Genomic DNA, 17,027 nt, shown 5'->3' on the forward strand with positions numbered 1-17,027 from the left:
GGTGGGCCGTTCGGGGGGCGCCCCGAACGGCCCACCGGGAGCCGTCCCCGCCGCCAGTCCGCCCCTCAGCCCTCCTCGTCGAGCCCGTCGAGCCCGTCGATCGTCGCGTTCGACGGGCCCCGGACCGACTGGAGGTCCCGCGCCACGTCCTCCGCCGCGCGCAGCACCCGGACCGCGTTCTGCCAGGTCAGCTTGGCCAGGTCGGCGTCCGACCAGCCGCGGTGGAGCAGTTCGGCGACCAGGTTGGGGTAGCCCGCGACATCGTCCAGACCGGACGGGGTGAACGCCGTGCCGTCGAAGTCGCCGCCGATGCCGATGTGGTCGATCCCGGCGACCTCCCGCATATGGTCCAGGTGGTCGGCGACCGTCGCCGCGGTCGCGGCCGGCCGGGGGTTCGCCGCCTCGAACGCCTCGTGGATCTTCATCGCCTCCGGCGTGGTCTCCAGCGGGTGCAGTCCATGGGCGCGCATGTTCTCGTCGGCCGCCCGGGTCCAGTCCACGGCCGCGGGGAGGATGAACTTGGGCACGAAGGTGGCCATCGCGACGCCTCCGTTGGCGGGCAGCTGGGCCAACACGTCGTCGGGGACGTTGCGCGGGTGGTCGCAGACCGCGCGGGCCGAGGAGTGCGAGAAGATCACCGGCGCGACGGTGGCCTCCAGCGCGTCGCGCATCGTGGTCGCGGCCACGTGCGAGAGGTCGACGAGCATGCCGAGGCGGTTCATCTCGCGCACCACCTCGCGGCCGAACGGGGAGAGCCCGCCGACCCGGGGCTCGTCCGTCGCGGAGTCCGCCCAGGCGATGTTGTCGTTGTGCGTGAGGGTCATATAGCGCACGCCCAGCGCGTACAGGGCGCGCAGGGTGGCCAGGGAGTTGTTGATCGAGTGGCCGCCCTCGGCGCCCATCAGGGAGGCGATCCGGCCCTCGCCGCGCGCGATCTCCATGTCCTCGGCGGTCAGGGCGCGCGCGAGGTCCGCCGGGTAGCGGGTGAGGAGCTGGTCGACGGCGTCGATCTGCTCCAGGGTCGCGCTGACCGCCTCGTCGCCGGCGAAGTCGCTGCGCACGTACACGGACCAGAACTGCGCGCCCACCCCGCCGGCCCGCAGCCGGGGGAGGTCGGTGTGCAGCCGGCCGGTCTGGTCGCCGGCGATGTCCAGGCGGTCCAGGTCGTACCGGACGTGCTGGCGCAGCGCCCAGGGCAGGTCGTTGTGGCCGTCGACGACGGGGTGGGCGGCGAGCAGGTCGAGCGCCCGGGGCAGAAGATCCGTGGGGGACGTCATGGGGTCTTGCATGCCCACGCCGTCAGCCGCCGAAGCCGAACGAGTCGGCGCCGGCGACCTTGGTGCGCAGCCGCTTGCCCTTCTCGGTCGCCTGGTCGTTCAGTTCCTGCTGGAACTCGGTCATCCGGGTCATCAGGTCCGGGTCCTGGGTGGCGAGGATGCGGGCCGCGAGGAGCCCGGCGTTGCGCGCGCCGCCGACCGAGACGGTGGCCACCGGGACCCCGGCGGGCATCTGCACGATGGAGAGCAGGGAGTCCATGCCGTCCAGGTACTTCAGCGGGACGGGCACGCCGATCACGGGCAGCGGGGTGACGGAGGCGAGCATGCCCGGCAGATGGGCCGCTCCCCCGGCGCCCGCGATGATCGCCTTGAGGCCCCGGCCGGCCGCCTCCTCGCCGTAGGCGATCATCTCGCGGGGCATGCGGTGGGCGGAGACGACGTCGACCTCGTAGTCGATCTCGAACTCGTCGAGGGCCTGGGCGGCGAGCTCCATGACGGGCCAGTCGGAGTCCGAGCCCATGACAATGGCGACGACAGCGCTCATTCGGTGATCGTCCCTCGCAGATAGCTGGCGGCGTGACGGGCGCGCTCCAGCACGTCGTCGAGGTCGTCGCCGTAGGTGTTGACGTGGCCGACCTTGCGGCCGGGCTTCACGTCCTTGCCGTACATGTGGATCTTGAGCTGCGGGTCGCGGGCCATGCAGTGCAGATACGCCTGGTACATGTCCGGGTAGTCGCCGCCCAGGACATTGCACATCACGGTCCACGGGGCGCGGGGACGCGGGTCCCCCAGCGGCAGGTCCAGGACGGCCCGGACGTGGTTGGCGAACTGCGAGGTGATCGCGCCGTCCTGGGTCCAGTGGCCGGAGTTGTGGGGGCGCATCGCGAGTTCGTTGACGAGGATGCGGCCGTCGGTGGTCTCGAACAGCTCGACGGCGAGGTGGCCGGTCACGTCCAGTTCGCGGGCGATCCGCAGGGCCAGCTCCTGTGCCCGGCCGGCCAGCTCCTCGCTGAGTCCGGGGGCGGGCGCGATCACGGTGTCGCAGACGCCGTCGACCTGCCGGGACTCGACGACCGGGTAGGCGACGGCCTGGCCGTGCGGGGAGCGGACGACGTTCGCGGCGAGCTCGCGCACGAAGTCGACCTTCTCCTCGGCGAGGACCGGCACCCCGGCTTTGAACGGGGCCTCGGCGTCGGCCTGGGAGCGCACGAACCACACGCCCTTGCCGTCGTAGCCGCCGCGCACGGTCTTGAGGATGACGGGGAAGCCGCCGACCTCCTCGGCGAAGGCGGCCGCGTCGGCCGGGTCGGCCACGATGCGGTGCCGGGGGCAGGGGGCGCCCAGCTCGGTGAGCCGCTCGCGCATCACGCCCTTGTCCTGGGCGTGCCGCAGGGCGTCCGGGCCGGGGCGGACGGGGATGCCGTCGGCCTCCAGGGCGCGCAGGTGCTCGATGGGCACATGCTCGTGGTCGAAGGTGATCACATCGCAGCCGCGCGCGAAGGCGCGCAGGGTCTCCAGGTCGCGGTAGTCGCCGACGACGATGTCGCCGACGACCTGGGCCGCCGAGTCCTGGGGCGTGTCACTGAGGAGCTTGAACTTCAGGCCGAGGGGGATGCCCGCCTCGTGGGTCATACGGGCGAGCTGACCGCCGCCGACCATGCCGACTACCGGGAACGTCACCCCTTCAGGGTATCCGCCGACCGGGGCGCCCCCGTTCGCCGTATGTTCCGACAAGCGGTGTAGCGGGCGTCACATGCGCCCCGTGACTCCCGGGCGACGCGGGGAGGCGCTGGTTAGCATGGCGGTGTCGACACTGCCGCTCGACGCCGCCGACGGACGAGGCTGGACACCCACCATGAGCCAACGAGGCGGAGGACCGGGCGGGCGGCTGCGGCGGCTCGCCCGCGAGGTCGCCAAGTTCGGCGCGGTCGGCGGTGCGGGCCTCCTGGTCAACCTGGGCGTCTTCAACCTGCTCCGGCACACGACGGACCTCCAGGTGGTGCGCGCCTCGGTGCTGGCGACCGTGGTGGCCATCGCGTTCAACTACGTCGGCTTCCGCTACTTCACCTACCGGGACCGGGACAAGAGCGGCCGGACTCGGGAGCTGAGCCTCTTCCTGCTGTTCAGCGCGGCGGGCCTGGTGATCGAGAACGGCGTCCTGTACGCGGCGACCTACGGCTTCGGCTGGGACACCCCGCTGCAGAGCAACATCTTCAAGTTCCTGGGCATCGCGGTGGCGACCCTCTTCCGCTTCTGGTCGTACCGGACGTGGGTGTTCCGGGCGCTGCCCGCGCGGGAGGCGGTGCAGCAGGCGGAATCGTTCCTGGAGCAGCGCGGGGCGCACGGGACACGGCAGACGCCCGCCGGGCGCCGCTGAGGCACCGCGGGGCCCGCGTCTCACCGGACGGCGGGGCGCCGGTTCACCGGACCGTGGGCTTCTCCTCGCCCCGCTCGCGCGGTGACCGGCTGAGGAAGAGGGCGAAGACCGGCGGGTGCTGCTGGAGGAGTTCGAGCCGGCCCCCGTCCGCCTCGGCGAGGTCCCGGGCGACCGCGAGGCCGATACCGGTGGAGTTGCGGCCGCTGATGGTGCGTTCGAAGATCCGCGCGCCGAGGTGGGCGGGGACGCCGGGGCCCTCGTCGGTGACCTCCACGACCGCCTGGTTGCCGGTGACCCGGGTGCGGACCGCGACCGTCCCGCCGCCGTGCATCAGGGAGTTCTCGATCAGCGCGGCGAGGACCTGGGCGACCGCGCCGGGGGTGCCGACCGCGCGCATCCCGCGCCTGCCGGAGTGCACCACGGCCCGCCCGGCGCTGCGGTAGGCGGGACGCCACTCCTCCAGCTGCTGCTTGACCACCTCGTCGAGGTCGAAGGAGACGGCGGAGCCGATCCGGGGGTCCCGGGAGTTGGTGAGCAGCCGCTGCACCACGTCGGTGAGGCGTTCGACCTGGGTCAGGGCGATGCTCGCCTCCTCCTTCACGTTCTCCGGGTCGTCGGTGAGGGTGATCTCCTCCAGCCGCATCGACAGCGCGGTGAGCGGGGTGCGGAGCTGGTGGGAGGCGTCCGCGGCGAGGCGGCGTTCGGCGGTGAGCATCCGGGCGATCCGCTCGGCGCTCGCGTCGAGGACATCGGCGACACGGTCCAGTTCGGGCACCCCGTAGCGGCGGTGGCGGGGGCGCGGGTCGCCGGAGCCGAGGCGTTCGGCGGTCTCGGCGAGGTCGGTGAGCGGGGAGGCGAGGCGGTTGGCCTGGCGGACGGCGAGGAGTACGGCGGCGACCACGGCGACCAGCGCCACCGCGCCGATGATCAGCAGCGACCTGCCGACCTCGCGGGTGACGGCCGAGCGGGACTCCTCGACCACGATGTCGGTGCCCTGCTCGCCCTGTTCGGTGGCCCGGATCACACTGCCGGTGGGGCGCTTGCCGATCTCGATGGGCGCGCGGCCGGGGATGCGGATCTCGGCGTACCGGGTGATGTCGCCCTGCTGGGCGATGATGTCGGGGTTCACCGGCTCGCCGCCCACCAGCCGGGAGTCCACGATGCTCGCGAGCCGCAGCGCCTCGGACTCCACGCTCTCCTGGGCGCTGCTGCTGATGGTGCGTGTCTCCACCAGGACGAGGGAGACGCCGAAGACGGCGATGACGACGAGCACCACGGCGAGCGTGGAGTTGATCAGACGGCGGCGCATGTCTCCTGCGTATCAGGACTTCTCGAAGCGGAAGCCCACGCCGCGCACGGTGGCGATGTAGCGGGGGTTGGCCGCGTCGTCGCCGAGTTTCTTGCGGAGCCAGGAGATGTGCATGTCGAGGGTCTTGGTGGAGGACCACCAGGTGGTGTCCCAGACCTCGCGCATCAGCTGGTCGCGGGTGACGACCCGGCCCGCGTCCCGGACCAGGACCCGCAGCAGGTCGAACTCCTTGGCGGTGAGCTGGAGCTCCTCGTCGCCCATCCAGGCACGGTGCGACTCGACGTCGATCCGGACGCCGTGGGTGGCGGGCGCGGGCGCCGGCTCGGTGGCGCCGCGGCGGAGCAGGGCCCGGACGCGGGCGAGGAGTTCGGCGAGCCGGAAGGGCTTGGTGACGTAGTCGTCGGCGCCGGCGTCGAGGCCGACGACGGTGTCCACCTCGTCGGCGCGGGCGGTCAGCACCAGGATCGGGACGGTGTGGCCGTCGGCGCGCAGCCGCCGGGCGACCTCCAGGCCGTCCATGCCCGGCAGCCCGAGGTCCAGGACGACGAGGTCGATGCCGCCCGCGAGTCCGGCGTCGAGGGCCGCGGGCCCGTCCTCGCGCACCTCCACCTCGTAGCCCTCACGGCGCAGGGCGCGGGCGAGGGGCTCGGAGATGGATGCGTCGTCCTCGGCGAGCAGTACACGCGTCATGAACCTGATGGTAGTCCGCATGGCGGGACGCCGGGGCGGGACGGAGAGGCCCATGACCCGGGACGTGCGCTTCCTGGCGTTACCTGCCACTCAGAGGTGGCATCCTGGTGATGACCTTCGATTCAGGGCAGTTGGTTCCGTCTTTACCTGTGATCCATCTCTCAAGTCCTTCCATATGCGGCAGTGTCGTGGCGTATGGTGGCGAGACGCCTGAAGTAGCGTCCTGGGGCCTTTGGCACGCGAGTGCACCAAAGGTCCCTTTGCTGCGCGGGGTTGGCCCCGACCGACGCCGTGCGGCGCACCAGAAGTGAATGACCTGTGGGCCGGGCCCTGTGCGCGAGGACGTGCGCGGGGTGTGGATCCCGGGGTGTGACGTCGCCCGTTTCCCGCTCGCCGGGGACGCCCTCAGGCGTGGGCGCGCGGCCCGCCCCCGGTGCCGGCTGCCCCCACCGGGCGCACCACCGCTCACAAGGCGGCGCGTCCCGACACGAACAAGGATCGACATGGCGTCCAGCCTGACGAAGGACTCGGCCGGCACCCCTGGCTCCGAGAAGACCTTCTTCGGCCACCCCCGCGGTATGGCCACGCTCTTCATGACGGAGATGTGGGAGCGCTTCTCCTGGTACGGGATGCGCGCCATCCTCGTGCTCTACCTGGTCGCGGGCGTTCTCGACGGCCCGCTGGCGGGCCGTGAGGCGCTGGCCGCCTCGATCTACGGCGTCTACAACGCGGTCGTCTACATGGCCGCGATGCCCGGCGGCTGGATCGCCGACCGGCTGTGGGGCGCGCGCAAGGCCGTCCTCGTCGGCGGCATCGTCATCGCCCTCGGCCACTACACGCTGGCGATCCCGTCGGACGCCGCGTTCTTCGCCGGTCTGGCGCTCATCGCCGCCGGTACCGGCCTGCTGAAGCCCAACATCTCCGCGATGGTCGGCGGCCTCTACGAGGGCCAGCCGAGCGCGCGCCGCGACGCGGGCTTCACCCTCTTCTACATGGCGATCAACATCGGCGGCATGGCCGCGCCGCTGATCGTCGGCTACCTCGGTGAGAACGTCAACTGGCACCTCGGCTTCGCCGTCGCCGGTGTCGGCATGACGCTGGCCGTCGTGCAGTACGTCCTCGGCGGCCGCCACCTCGGCGACGTCGGCAAGGAGCCCGGCACCCCGGCCTCGCCGGAGGAGAAGCGCAAGGTGCTGCGCAAGGTGCTGCTGTGGGGCGGCATCGCGGTGGCCGCGCTGGCGGTGGACATCGCCCTCGGCACCTACGACATCGAGCACATCGTGAACGTGCTCGCGGTCCTCGGCATCGTCGTGCCGGTCGTCTACTTCGTCGCGATGTACCGCAACCCGGGCCTGTCGGCCGCGGACCGCCCGAAGATCCAGGCGTTCGCGTGGTTCTTCGCCACGGCCGTGCTGTTCTGGATGATCTACGACCAGTCCGGTTCGCTGCTCACCCTGTTCGCCGACGGCAAGACCGACCGCATGATCGGCGGCTGGGAGTTCCCGGCGTCCTGGTACCAGTCGGTCAACCCGGCCATGGTCATCGTCCTGGCGCCCGTCTTCGCGGCCCTGTGGGTCGCCCTGGCCAAGCGCAACCGCGAACCCAGCACCCCGATGAAGTTCGCGCTGGCGATGCTCCTCATCGGCGGCTCCTTCGCCATCATGGGCCTCGCCGGCGCCGCCGCCGCGAACAGCGAGACCGGCAAGGTCACGGTCTTCTGGCTGCTGAGCGTCTACCTCGTCCAGACCATCGGTGAGATGTGCCTCTCGCCGGTCGGCCTCTCCCTCTCCACCAAGCTGGCGCCGAAGCAGTTCGTCGGCCAGATCATGGGCCTGTGGTTCCTCGCCACGGCGACGGGCAACGCCCTCAACGGCTGGACCACCAAGCTCAACGCCCCGCTGGGCGACGCCCTGTACTACTCCCTCTGGGCGGTCATCGCGGTGGCCACGGGCCTGGCGTTCATGATGGCGGGCCGCAGGATCCGCGCGCTGATGGGCGACGTCCACTGACGACGTCCCCGCGCACGGCTTCAGACGGCGAAGGCCGCCGCACCGGAAACGGTGCGGCGGCCTTCGCCGTCTGCGTCTGCGTCTGCGTCTGCGTCTGCGTCAGGAACTAGGCGGGGGCCGCCAGTTCGGCCCAGACCGTCTTGCCCGGGGAGTCCGGGGCGCGCAGGACGCCCCAGTCGAGGCAGAGGCGCTGGACGATGAACATGCCGTGGCCGCCCGGGCGGCCCGCGCGGTGCGGGGTGCGGGGTGCGGGCTGGCCGTTGCCGTCGTCGGTGACCTCCAGGCGGAGGACCTTGCCGTCGGTGGCGATGCGGAGTTCTTCCGGGCCCTCGGCGTGCAGGCAGGCGTTGGTCACCAGCTCGGAGACGACCAGCAGGACGTCCTCGGCGGCGGCTCGGCGGTCGGCGGTGGCGGCAGGCAGCCAGCCCCAGTCGTACAGGGCCTGCCGGGTGAAGTCGCGGGCCATCGGGACGATGCCGCTCGCGTTGCGCAGCGTGAGGCGGCGCGTCGTGCCGCCCGCCGCTGCCGGGGCGGATACGGCGGGTGCCGCGCCCGCGCTCCCCGGCTCGGGGCCGAGGTCGCCCGGCGGCTGCTGCCGGGTGGTGCTCATCAGCGCTTCACCTCACCGATTCACCGATTCACCAGTTCACATTGATGGAGTACGCACGGTGGCGCACGGGTGGTTCCCGGACGTCGTACGTGCCGTGGGGTTCTCCTGCCCGGTCGAATCGGGACAACACCCACGAGGTCGCCGTTGCCCGCGTGAAACGTGCAACAGGAGGGAGGGCCGGTTCAGTCGGCCAGGGCCGCTTCCAGGGAGTCGTGCACGGTGAAGACCGCGTCCGCTCCGGTGATCTCGAAGACCCTCGCCACCACGGGCTGCATCCCGGCCAGATGGACCCCTCCTCCGCCGGCCTCGGCACGGAGCCGGGCACCCAGCAGGACATTGAGCCCGGTGGAGTCGCAGAACTCGAGCGCGGAGCAGTCGACCACCAGCCGTACCCGGCCACGGTCGATCGCCTCGTCCAAGGGGACACGCAGCAGCTCGGCCGTGTGGTGATCCAACTCACCCGCCGGCCGCACAATCTCGCTGCGCCCCTCGGCCCGAACCTCGACCTGAAGTCGGCCCCGGTTCACGCTGCCGACCGTCTCGCGGTCCATGCCCGTCCCTCTTCGCCGTGTCGTCGCTGCTCATCCACCGTCATGCCACATGTCACATCCCTCGCGGCGGGCAAGGGAACGACACCCGCCGAACATTACGCCTTCGCCGGTTCCACGGGTAGTCGAACCAGCCAACAATACACACATACCGGACATTAGCCACTTGCGATCGGTCCCACCGAACCGATAGGGCTAGTAAAGACACAACCGACACGGCCGGCTTTGGAGGCGCCGCTCACCGCAGCAGCATGCACGGCATCGGCAGCCATACGCCGAGAACGATGGAGGACACCATGTCACCCCGGCTCGACGAACCGCGTACCCCCACCGCGCCGTCGGCAATCCACGAAACCGTCCCGGGCCACGAACCCGTCCCGGGCCCGCGGCGCCACGCCGGCGCGGAGGCGGCGGAGGCCGCGGAGGCCGCCGCCGAGGCGGACGCGACCGGTCCGCAGGACCTGGCCCCGCAGGACCCCGCCCCCGAGGGCCTGGAGGGCCTGCCCGAGATTCCGGCGGCCGGCGAGCTCAGCGCGGTCGACGCGCGGGCCCTGTCCCGGACCCTCTTCGACCGGCTCGCCGCCCTGGAAGAGGGCACCCACGAGCACGCGTACGTACGCAACACCCTGATCGAGCTGAACCTCGCCCTGGTCAAGTTCGCCGCGTCCCGGTTCCGGACCCGCAGCGAGCCGATGGAGGACATCGTCCAGGTCGGCACGATCGGCCTCATCAAGGCGATCGACCGCTTCGAGCTCAGCCGGGGCGTCGAGTTCCCGACCTTCGCGATGCCGACCATCATCGGCGAGATCAAGCGCTTCTTCCGGGACACCTCCTGGTCGGTGCGGGTGCCGCGCCGGCTCCAGGAACTGCGCCTGGATCTCGCCAAGGCGGGCGACGAGCTGTCCCAGCGCCTGGACCGCGCCCCGACCGTCGACGAGCTGGCCGGACACCTCGGCATCCCCCGGGACGAGGTCCTGGAGGGCATGGCGGCGAGCAACGCGTACACCGCCAGCTCGCTGGACGCGCAGCCCGAGGACGACGACGGCGAGAGCGCGCTGGCCGACCGCATCGGCTACGAGGACCACGGCATCGAGGGCATCGAGTACATCGAGTCCCTGAAGCCGATGATCGCGAGCCTGGCGCCGCGCGACCGCACGATCCTGTCGTTGCGCTTCGTGGCCAATATGACGCAGTCCGAGATCGGCGAGGAGCTGGGCATCTCGCAGATGCACGTCTCGCGTCTGCTGACGCGGACGCTGGTGAAGCTGCGCAAGGGGCTCACCGCCGAGCAGTGAGCCGTGCGCGGCGGTGAACCGCGCGCTGGTGAACCGCTGGTGAGCCGCGCGGCGGCCGGACCGGGCGGTGCCGCCCGGGAAGCACCCGCAAGGGCCCGTTCCACGCCGGAACGGGCCCTGCGCATGTCTGCGGCCGTACCGGGCGCGCGCCCGGGAGACTGGGCCCCTCCACTCATGCCCTCCCGTCATGCCCTCCCGCTCACCCACCCGAGAGGACCCGCCATGTCCGCCATGTCCGCCGTGCCGGCCGCGCCACCCGTCATCGCAGTCACCGGAGCCGGCGGCCGGGTCGGCGGGCGGGTGGCCCGCCGGCTCGCCGCCGCGGGCGCCGCGGTCCGGCTGCTGGGCCGGGACCCGGCCCGGCTGCCCGAACTGCCGGGCGCGGTCGCGGCCCCGCCCGCGGCCTACGGCGACGGCGACGGCGAGGCGATGCGGCGGGCCCTGGACGGCGCGACGACGCTCTTCCTGGTCTCGGCGCGCGAGTCCCGCGACCGGGTCGCGGAGCACCGCACGGCGGTGGACGCGGCGGTCGCGGCGGGTGTGGAGCGGATCGTGTACGTCTCGTTCACGGGCGCGGCCCCCGATGCCACGTTCACCTTCGCGCGCGACCACTTCCACACCGAGCAGTACATCCGGTCGACCGGCCTGCGGCGCACCTTCCTGCGGGACAACCTCTACCTGGCCGCGATCCCGGCGATGACGGGCGCGGACGGGGTCCTGCGCGGCCCGGCCGGCCGGGGACGGGTCGCCGCCGTGGCGCACGACGACATCGCGGACGCGGCGACGGCCGTCCTGCTCGACGAACACGGCGCGCACGAACGGGCGGTGTACGACCTGACCGGCCCGACGGCCTTCTCCCTCACCGAGGCGGCGGCCGAACTCAGCCGCGTGACCGGCCGGACGATCCGCTACCTCCCCGAGTCCCGCGAGGAGGCGTACGCCTCACGCGCCGGCTACGGCGCGCAGGAGTGGGAGGTCACCGGCTGGGTGACCTCCTACGAGGCCATCGCGGCAGGCGAAATGGCCCTCGTCTCCGACACGATCCCCCGCCTCACGGGCCACCCCGCCCAGTCCCTGCACGCCTACCTGACGACCCACCCACGCAGCCTGGCCCACCTGCTCCCCTGAGACCCGGCCCGCCCGGGACCACCACATGCGGCCCCGGCCCGCACCCGGCGACGTCGGCCGCCACTGCCGCAGGCGCCCCTGAGCGCGACGGCCCCCGGAACGCCAGCCGCAGGCGGACCGGCACGGGCCCCCGCGCATGGCCCGGAACGGGCCGGGCACACCCGCGTGCGCAGCGGCGGGCCCGGGCCCGCCCCCACAAGCGCGCCGCCGTCAGGCGGCCCGGCGGCCCTCGCGCCAGACTTCCGACGTGAGGGGGACGCCCGGGCGGTAGGCGAGGTGGACGTGGCTCGGGGCGGCGAGGAGGATGAAGTCGGCGCGGGCGCCCGGGGAGAGGCGGCCGATGTCGGTGCGGCGGAGGGCCGCCGCGCCGCCCGCCGTCGCGGACCACAGGGCCTCGTCGGGGGTCATGCCCATGTCCCGTACCGCCAGGGCGATGCAGAAGGCCATCGACGAGGTGTACGAGGAGCCCGGGTTGCAGTCCGTGGAGAGGGCGACCGTCGCGCCCGCGTCCAGCAGCCGGCGCGCGTCCGGCCACTCGGCGCGGGTGGAGAACTCCGCGCCCGGGAGCAGCGTGGCGACCGTGGAGCTGTGGGCGAGGGCGTCCACGTCCGCGTCGGTCAGATGGGTGCAGTGGTCGGCGGAGGCGGCGTCCAGCTCGACGGCCAGCTGCACCCCCGGCCCGTACGAGAGCTGGTTGGCGTGCACCCGCGGGATCAGGCCCTTCGCCTTGCCCGCCGTGAGGACGGCCCGCGCCTGGTCCCCGTCGAACGCGCCCTTCTCGCAGAAGACGTCCACCCAGCGCGCGTACGGGGCGCAGGCGTCCAGCATCTCGCCGGTGACCAGGGCGACATAGCCCGCCGGGTCGTCCGCGAAGTCCGGGGAGACGATGTGCGCGCCGAGGTAGGTGACCTCCTCCGTGTGCCGGGCGGCGATGCGCAGGGCCCGGGCCTCGTCCTCGGTGGTCAGCCCGTAGCCGGACTTGGTCTCGAAGGTGGTGGTGCCCTGGCGCAGCGCCTCGGTGAGGTGGTGGACGAGGTTGGCCTCCAGCGCGTCGTCGCTCGCCGCGCGGGTGGCCGCGACGGTGGTGCGGATGCCGCCCGCCGAGTACGCCCGCCCGGACATCCGCGCGTGGAACTCGGCGGTCCGGTCCCCGGCGAAGACCAGGTGGGAGTGGGAGTCGACGAAGCCGGGGACGCAGGCCCGCCCGCCCGCGTCGTGGCGCACGTCGGCGTCGGGGGCCGCGGCCGCCGGTCCGGCCCAGGCGATGTGCCCGGACTGGTCGACGACGAGGGCAGCGTCCTCGATCAGGCCGAGCGGGCTGCCGTCGCCGAGGGCCGGGTCGTTGGTGACGAGGCTGCGGATGCCGGTGACGAGGGTGGTGGTCATGGGTCCTTCCGGGGTCGGTTCAGGAGCGGGAGGGGCCTCGCGGCGCGTCAGGACCGCAGCGCGGCCACCGCCCCGGCGAGCGCGCGGGCCGCGTCCGGGACACGGGTGTGGACGCCGTCGCGGACGATCCGCTCGCCGCCCACCACCACGTCCCGCACATCGGCGGCCGTCGCCGCGAACACCGCGGTCTCCGCGCCGAGACGCGGCACCGGCCCGGCGGTGCGCACGGAGTCCAGCGCGACGGTGGTGAAGTCGGCGAGCATCCCCGGCTCCAGCACCCCCGCGTCGGCCCGCCCGAGGGCCGCGTGCCCGTCCTCGGAGGCCGCCCGCAGCAGCGCGGCGGCCGTCCAGTGGCCCCGGGTGCGGCTGCGCAGCCGCTCGTTCAGCTCCATCGCGCGCGCCTCCTCGAAGAGGTCGATCACCGCGTGGCTGTCGCTGCCCAGGGAGAGCGGCGACCCGGCGGCGTGCAGCGCGGGCGCGGGCCCGATGCCGTCGGCGAGGTCGCGTTCGGTGGTCGGGCACATGCAGGTGCCGGTGCCGGAGCCGCCGATCAGGGCGATGTCCGCGTCCGTGAGGTGGGTGTTGTGGACGCCGGTGGTGCGCGGCCCGAGGACGCCGTGGTCGGCGAGGAGGGCCGCCGGGGTGCGGCCGTGCGCGGCGAGGCAGGCGTCGTTCTCGGCGGTCTGCTCGGAGAGGTGGACGTGCAGCGGCGCGCCCCGCCCGGCGGCCCACTCGGCGACGGTGGTGAGCTGGTCGGCGGGGACGGCCCGCACGGAGTGGATCGCCGCGCCGATCCGGACGTGGTCGCTCCCCTTGAGCAGGGAGACCCGCTCGGCCCACGCCTCGGCGGTGCCGTCGGAGAAGCGGAGCTGGTGGTGGTCGGGGGCCGCGCCGAAACCGGAGGAGAGGTACGCGGTGTCCAGCAGGGTGATCCGGACCCCCGCCTCGGCGGCGGCCGCGATCAGCGCCTCCCCCATGGCGTTGGGGTCGGCGTAACGGGTGCCGCCGGGCGCGTGGTGGACGTAGTGGAACTCGCCGACAGCCGTGATCCCGGCGAGGGCCATCTCCGCGTACACCGCCCGCGCCAGGGCGAAGTAGCTGTCCGGGGTGAGCCGGGAGGCGACCTGGTACATGACCTCGCGCCAGGTCCAGAAGGTGCCGCTGCCGACCTGGACCGTGCCGCGCAGGGCCCGGTGGAAGGCGTGCGAGTGCGCGTTGGCGAGCCCGGGGAGGGTCAGCCCGCGCAGCACCGCCGCGCCGGGCGGGGGCGCCTCCGCCCCGGTGCGCACGGCGGTGATCCGGCCGCCGGAGACCTCCAGGGCGACGCCCGGCTCGACGTGGTCGCCGAGCCAGGCGTGCTCCAGCCAGTACGTGGTCACCTGCACGCCATGCCCTCCAGTACGTCGGCGAGCGCGCGGACCCCGGCCACGCAGTCGTCCTCCCGGGCGTGTTCGGCCGGGGAGTGGGAGACGCCGGTGGGGTTGCGCACGAACAGCATGGCGGTCGGGACGGTGCCGGAGAGGATTCCGGCGTCGTGTCCCGCGCCCGTGCCGAGGACCGGCACCGCCCCGCCGAGCAGCTTGTCCAGCTCGTCGCGGAGGGCGTGCCCGAACTCGATGACGGGGGTGAACGACTCGCGGACCACGGCCAGCTCCACCCCGTCCCGCTCGGCCCGCTCCCGCGCGGCGCGCTCCACGGCGGCGACCACGGTGTCCAGCGCGGCCTGGTCGGGGGCGCGGGAGTCCAGCCAGCCGCGCACCAGGGACGGGATCGCGTTGACGCCGTTGGGTTCGACCGCCACCTTGCCGAAGGTGGCGACCGCGCCCGCGAGTTCGGCCTCGCGGCGGGCGGCGAGGACGGTCTCCGCGTAGGTCGGCATCGGGTCCCGCCGGTCCACGAGCCGGGTGGTGCCCGCGTGGTTGGCCTCGCCCCGGAAGTCGAAGCGCCAGCGGCCGTGCGGCCAGATGGCGCTCGCGATGCCGACCGCGTCCCCGCTCAGGTCCAGGGCCCGGCCCTGCTCGACGTGGAGTTCCACGAACGCGCCGATGCGGCCGAGGCGTTCGGGGTCGGCGCCGATGGCGGACGGGTCGTACCCGGCGGCCTCCATCGCCTCGGGCAGGCTGATCCCGTCCGCGTCGCGCAGTTCGTACGCGGCCTCCCGGGTGAGCTGCCCGGCGGCGAGCCGGGAGCCGACGCAGGCGAGCCCGAACCGCGCCCCCTCCTCGTCACCGAAGTTGACGATGCCGAACGGTCGCGCGAACTCCGCACCCCTGTCGCGGAGTTCGTCGAGCGCGGCGAAGGCGGAGACGACGCCGAGGGGGCCGTCGAAGGCGCCGCCGTCCGGCACCGAGTCCAGATGGGAGCCGGTGACGACGGCGTCCCCGGCGGCCGGGTCGCCCAGCCATGCCCACTGGTTGCCGTTGCGGTCGGTCTCGACGGCGAGGCCCCGGGACTCGGCCTCGGCACGGAACCAGGCGCGGCACTCGGCGTCCGCGCCGGTCCAGGCGTAGCGGCGGTAGCCGCCGGACTCCGGGTGGCGGCCGAGGGGGGCGAGATCCGCCCACATGCCGTGGAAGGAGGTGCTCACGCGCCCTCGCCCCCGGCGGACCCGGCGGCGCTCCCGGCCGCCCCGGCACCTTCGCGCCCGGTGTCGCCGTCCTCGCGCATGGGCACCCGGACGCCCTTGTCCGCCGCGACCGTCTCGGCGGTGTCGTAGCCCGCGTCCACATGGCGGATCACGCCCATGCCCGGGTCGTTGGTGAGGACCCGGCGGATCTTCTCCCCCGCCAGCGCGGTGCCGTCGGCGACGGAGACCTGCCCGGCGTGAATCGAGCGGCCCATGCCGACGCCGCCGCCGTGGTGGAGGGAGACCCAGGAGGCGCCGGAGGCGACGTTGACCATGGCGTTGAGCAGGGGCCAGTCGGCGATGGCGTCGGAGCCGTCGAGCATGGCCTCGGTCTCGCGGTACGGGGAGGCGACCGAGCCGCAGTCCAGGTGGTCGCGGCCGATGGCCAGCGGGGCGGCCAGTTCGCCGCCGGCGACCATGTCGTTGAAGCGCTCGCCTGCCTTGTCGCGCTCGCCGTAGCCGAGCCAGCAGATCCGGGCGGGCAGGCCCTGGAAGTGGACCCGCTCGCCGGCCATCCTGATCCAGCGGGCGAGGGATTCGTTCTCCGGGAACAGGTCGAGGATCGCCTTGTCGGTCTTCGCGATGTCGGCCGGGTCCCCGGAGAGGGCGGCCCAGCGGAACGGGCCCTTCCCCTCGCAGAACAGCGGCCGGATGTAGGCGGGGACGAAGCCGGGGAAGGCGAAGGCCCGCTCGTAGCCCGCGAGTCGCGCCTCGCCCCGGATGGAGTTGCCGTAGTCGAAGACCTCGGCCCCCGCGTCCATGAAGCCGACCATGGCCTCGACATGGCGGGCCATGGACTCCCGGGCGCGGCTGGTGAAGCCCGCCGGGTCCTTGGCGGCCGCGTCCGCCATCTCGTCGAAGTCCATGCCGAGGGGGAGGTAGGCGAGGGGGTCGTGGGCGCTGGTCTGGTCGGTGACGATGTCGACCGGCGCGCCCTCGGCGAGCATCCGGGGCAGCAGCTCGGCCGCGTTGCCCAGCAGGCCGATGGAGAGCGGGCGGCGGGCGTCCCGGGCCTCGACCGCGAGGCGCAGGGCCTCTTCGAGGGAGTCGGCCCGCACATCGAGGTAGCGGTGCTCGATCCGGCGCTCGATGGCGCGCGGGTCGCAGTCGATACAGAGGGCGACGCCGTCGTTCATGGTGACGGCGAGCGGCTGGGCGCCGCCCATGCCGCCGAGCCCGGCGGTGAGGGTGATGGTCCCCGCGAGGGTGCCGCCGAACTTCTTGGCGGCGACGGCGGCGAAGGTCTCGTAGGTGCCCTGGAGGATGCCCTGGGTGCCGATGTAGATCCAGGAACCGGCCGTCATCTGGCCGTACATGGTGAGTCCGAGCTGCTCCAGGCGCCGGAACTCCTCCCAGTTCGCCCAGTCGCCGACCAGGTTGGAGTTGGCGATCAGGACGCGCGGGGCCCACTCGTGGGTCTGCATCACGCCGACCGGGCGGCCGGACTGGACGAGCATCGTCTCGTCCTGCTTCAGCGTGCGCAGGGTGCGCACCATGGCGTCGAAGGAGCGCCAGTCACGGGCGGCCTTGCCGGTGCCGCCGTAGACCACGAGCTTGTCCGGGTGCTCGGCGACCTCGGGGTCGAGGTTGTTCTGGAGCATGCGCAGGGCGGCTTCCTGCTGCCATCCCAGGGCGCTCAGGTCCGTACCGCGCGGGGCCCGTACGGGGCGGGGTCCTGACATGGCAGTGCCTCCTCGGAACTCGTCGGAACTCGACGACTGCGTGTTGAACTGGATATTCACATCCTGACGAGCTGAATACTTCTAGTCAAC

The 17,027-nt window shown here is 73.1% G+C and carries 15 protein-coding genes; 4 read left to right on the plus strand and 11 right to left on the minus strand.

Going from position 1 to position 17,027, the window contains the following annotated elements; genetic code table 11:
* Nucleotides 1-65: 65 nt before the first annotated feature.
* The 3 genes from ABZ457_RS14870 to ABZ457_RS14880 are packed head-to-tail and all read right to left on the minus strand — an operon-like array spanning nucleotide 66 to nucleotide 2,957.
* Complete coding sequence (locus ABZ457_RS14870) at nucleotides 66-1,277, minus strand: dipeptidase (RefSeq protein WP_359157797.1); 1,212 nt, start codon at nucleotides 1,275-1,277, stop codon at nucleotides 66-68.
* A gap of 22 nt (nucleotides 1,278-1,299) precedes the next feature.
* Nucleotides 1,300-1,821 carry a 5-(carboxyamino)imidazole ribonucleotide mutase gene (gene purE, locus ABZ457_RS14875; protein ID WP_359157799.1) on the minus strand — a complete coding sequence of 174 codons (522 nt, stop codon included), beginning with the start codon at nucleotides 1,819-1,821 and terminating at the stop codon, nucleotides 1,300-1,302.
* On the minus strand, nucleotides 1,818-2,957 hold the full coding sequence (locus ABZ457_RS14880; RefSeq protein WP_359157802.1) for a 5-(carboxyamino)imidazole ribonucleotide synthase: 1,140 nt from the start codon (nucleotides 2,955-2,957) through the stop codon (nucleotides 1,818-1,820). The genes purE and ABZ457_RS14880 overlap by 4 nt, the downstream gene beginning before the upstream one ends.
* 175 nt (nucleotides 2,958-3,132) lie before the next feature.
* Between ABZ457_RS14880 and ABZ457_RS14885 the strand changes: the two genes are divergently transcribed.
* Complete coding sequence (locus tag ABZ457_RS14885; RefSeq protein WP_359157977.1) at nucleotides 3,133-3,654, plus strand: GtrA family protein; 522 nt, start codon at nucleotides 3,133-3,135, stop codon at nucleotides 3,652-3,654.
* Nucleotides 3,655-3,697: 43 nt separating this feature from the next.
* Here ABZ457_RS14885 and ABZ457_RS14890 read toward each other — a convergent pair whose 3' ends face one another.
* Both ABZ457_RS14890 and ABZ457_RS14895 read right to left on the minus strand, forming a co-directional pair.
* Nucleotides 3,698-4,963 carry an ATP-binding protein gene (locus ABZ457_RS14890; protein WP_359157804.1) on the minus strand — a complete coding sequence of 422 codons (1,266 nt, stop codon included), beginning with the start codon at nucleotides 4,961-4,963 and terminating at the stop codon, nucleotides 3,698-3,700.
* 12 nt (nucleotides 4,964-4,975) lie between these two features.
* Nucleotides 4,976-5,653, minus strand: a complete 678-nt coding sequence (locus ABZ457_RS14895) for a response regulator transcription factor (protein WP_359157806.1) — start codon at nucleotides 5,651-5,653, stop codon at nucleotides 4,976-4,978.
* Between the two features lie 503 nt (nucleotides 5,654-6,156).
* Here ABZ457_RS14895 and ABZ457_RS14900 point away from each other — a divergent pair.
* Nucleotides 6,157-7,662 carry a peptide MFS transporter gene (locus ABZ457_RS14900; protein WP_359157809.1) on the plus strand — a complete coding sequence of 502 codons (1,506 nt, stop codon included), beginning with the start codon at nucleotides 6,157-6,159 and terminating at the stop codon, nucleotides 7,660-7,662.
* A gap of 106 nt (nucleotides 7,663-7,768) precedes the next feature.
* Here the strand turns inward: ABZ457_RS14900 and ABZ457_RS14905 are convergent, their stop codons facing one another.
* On the minus strand, nucleotides 7,769-8,272 hold the full coding sequence (locus ABZ457_RS14905; RefSeq protein ID WP_359157811.1) for an ATP-binding protein: 504 nt from the start codon (nucleotides 8,270-8,272) through the stop codon (nucleotides 7,769-7,771).
* A gap of 182 nt (nucleotides 8,273-8,454) precedes the next feature.
* On the minus strand, nucleotides 8,455-8,823 hold the full coding sequence (locus tag ABZ457_RS14910; protein WP_359157813.1) for an STAS domain-containing protein: 369 nt from the start codon (nucleotides 8,821-8,823) through the stop codon (nucleotides 8,455-8,457).
* 293 nt (nucleotides 8,824-9,116) lie between these two features.
* Between ABZ457_RS14910 and ABZ457_RS14915 the strand changes: the two genes are divergently transcribed.
* Nucleotides 9,117-10,115: an RNA polymerase sigma factor SigF gene (locus ABZ457_RS14915; protein ID WP_359157978.1), complete on the plus strand. Its 999-nt coding sequence runs from the start codon at nucleotides 9,117-9,119 to the stop codon at nucleotides 10,113-10,115.
* A gap of 222 nt (nucleotides 10,116-10,337) precedes the next feature.
* A complete protein-coding gene (locus ABZ457_RS14920) occupies nucleotides 10,338-11,243 on the plus strand; it encodes an NmrA family NAD(P)-binding protein (protein WP_359157815.1) in 906 nt (301 codons plus the stop codon).
* Nucleotides 11,244-11,453: 210 nt separating this feature from the next.
* Here the strand turns inward: ABZ457_RS14920 and hutI are convergent, their stop codons facing one another.
* Genes hutI through hutU form a run of 4 tightly spaced genes read right to left on the minus strand, consistent with a single transcriptional unit; the run spans nucleotide 11,454 to nucleotide 16,937 of the window.
* A complete protein-coding gene (gene hutI, locus ABZ457_RS14925; protein ID WP_359157817.1) occupies nucleotides 11,454-12,629 on the minus strand; it encodes an imidazolonepropionase in 1,176 nt (391 codons plus the stop codon).
* 47 nt (nucleotides 12,630-12,676) lie between these two features.
* On the minus strand, nucleotides 12,677-14,014 hold the full coding sequence (locus tag ABZ457_RS14930; RefSeq protein ID WP_359157819.1) for a formimidoylglutamate deiminase: 1,338 nt from the start codon (nucleotides 14,012-14,014) through the stop codon (nucleotides 12,677-12,679).
* Nucleotides 14,005-15,195, minus strand: coding sequence for an allantoate amidohydrolase (locus ABZ457_RS14935; RefSeq protein WP_359157980.1), 1,191 nt, complete (start codon nucleotides 15,193-15,195; stop codon nucleotides 14,005-14,007). The genes ABZ457_RS14930 and ABZ457_RS14935 overlap by 10 nt, the downstream gene beginning before the upstream one ends.
* A gap of 17 nt (nucleotides 15,196-15,212) precedes the next feature.
* On the minus strand, nucleotides 15,213-16,937 hold the full coding sequence (gene hutU / locus ABZ457_RS14940; protein WP_359157821.1) for a urocanate hydratase: 1,725 nt from the start codon (nucleotides 16,935-16,937) through the stop codon (nucleotides 15,213-15,215).
* Nucleotides 16,938-17,027 lie beyond the last annotated feature (90 nt).

Origin of the sequence: Streptomyces sp. NPDC005805 (genome assembly GCF_040630445.1) — a bacterium.
Classification (GTDB): Bacteria; Actinomycetota; Actinomycetes; order Streptomycetales; family Streptomycetaceae; genus Streptomyces.

Bases quoted from the DNA above. Each gene is read 5' to 3' on its own strand.
- hutU (WP_359157821.1), bottom strand. From the start codon at position 16,937: ATGTCAGGACCCCGCCCCGTACGGGCCCCGCGCGGTACGGACCTGAGC.
- ABZ457_RS14870 (WP_359157797.1), bottom strand. From the start codon at position 1,277: ATGACGTCCCCCACGGATCTTCTGCCCCGGGCGCTCGACCTGCTCGCC.
- hutI (WP_359157817.1), bottom strand. From the start codon at position 12,629: ATGACCACCACCCTCGTCACCGGCATCCGCAGCCTCGTCACCAACGAC.
- ABZ457_RS14905 (WP_359157811.1), bottom strand. From the start codon at position 8,272: ATGAGCACCACCCGGCAGCAGCCGCCGGGCGACCTCGGCCCCGAGCCG.
- purE (WP_359157799.1), bottom strand. From the start codon at position 1,821: ATGAGCGCTGTCGTCGCCATTGTCATGGGCTCGGACTCCGACTGGCCC.
- ABZ457_RS14910 (WP_359157813.1), bottom strand. From the start codon at position 8,823: ATGGACCGCGAGACGGTCGGCAGCGTGAACCGGGGCCGACTTCAGGTC.
- ABZ457_RS14900 (WP_359157809.1), top strand. From the start codon at position 6,157: ATGGCGTCCAGCCTGACGAAGGACTCGGCCGGCACCCCTGGCTCCGAG.
- ABZ457_RS14920 (WP_359157815.1), top strand. From the start codon at position 10,338: ATGTCCGCCATGTCCGCCGTGCCGGCCGCGCCACCCGTCATCGCAGTC.
- ABZ457_RS14895 (WP_359157806.1), bottom strand. From the start codon at position 5,653: ATGACGCGTGTACTGCTCGCCGAGGACGACGCATCCATCTCCGAGCCC.
- ABZ457_RS14935 (WP_359157980.1), bottom strand. From the start codon at position 15,195: ATGTGGGCGGATCTCGCCCCCCTCGGCCGCCACCCGGAGTCCGGCGGC.
- ABZ457_RS14915 (WP_359157978.1), top strand. From the start codon at position 9,117: ATGTCACCCCGGCTCGACGAACCGCGTACCCCCACCGCGCCGTCGGCA.
- ABZ457_RS14890 (WP_359157804.1), bottom strand. From the start codon at position 4,963: ATGCGCCGCCGTCTGATCAACTCCACGCTCGCCGTGGTGCTCGTCGTC.
- ABZ457_RS14885 (WP_359157977.1), top strand. From the start codon at position 3,133: ATGAGCCAACGAGGCGGAGGACCGGGCGGGCGGCTGCGGCGGCTCGCC.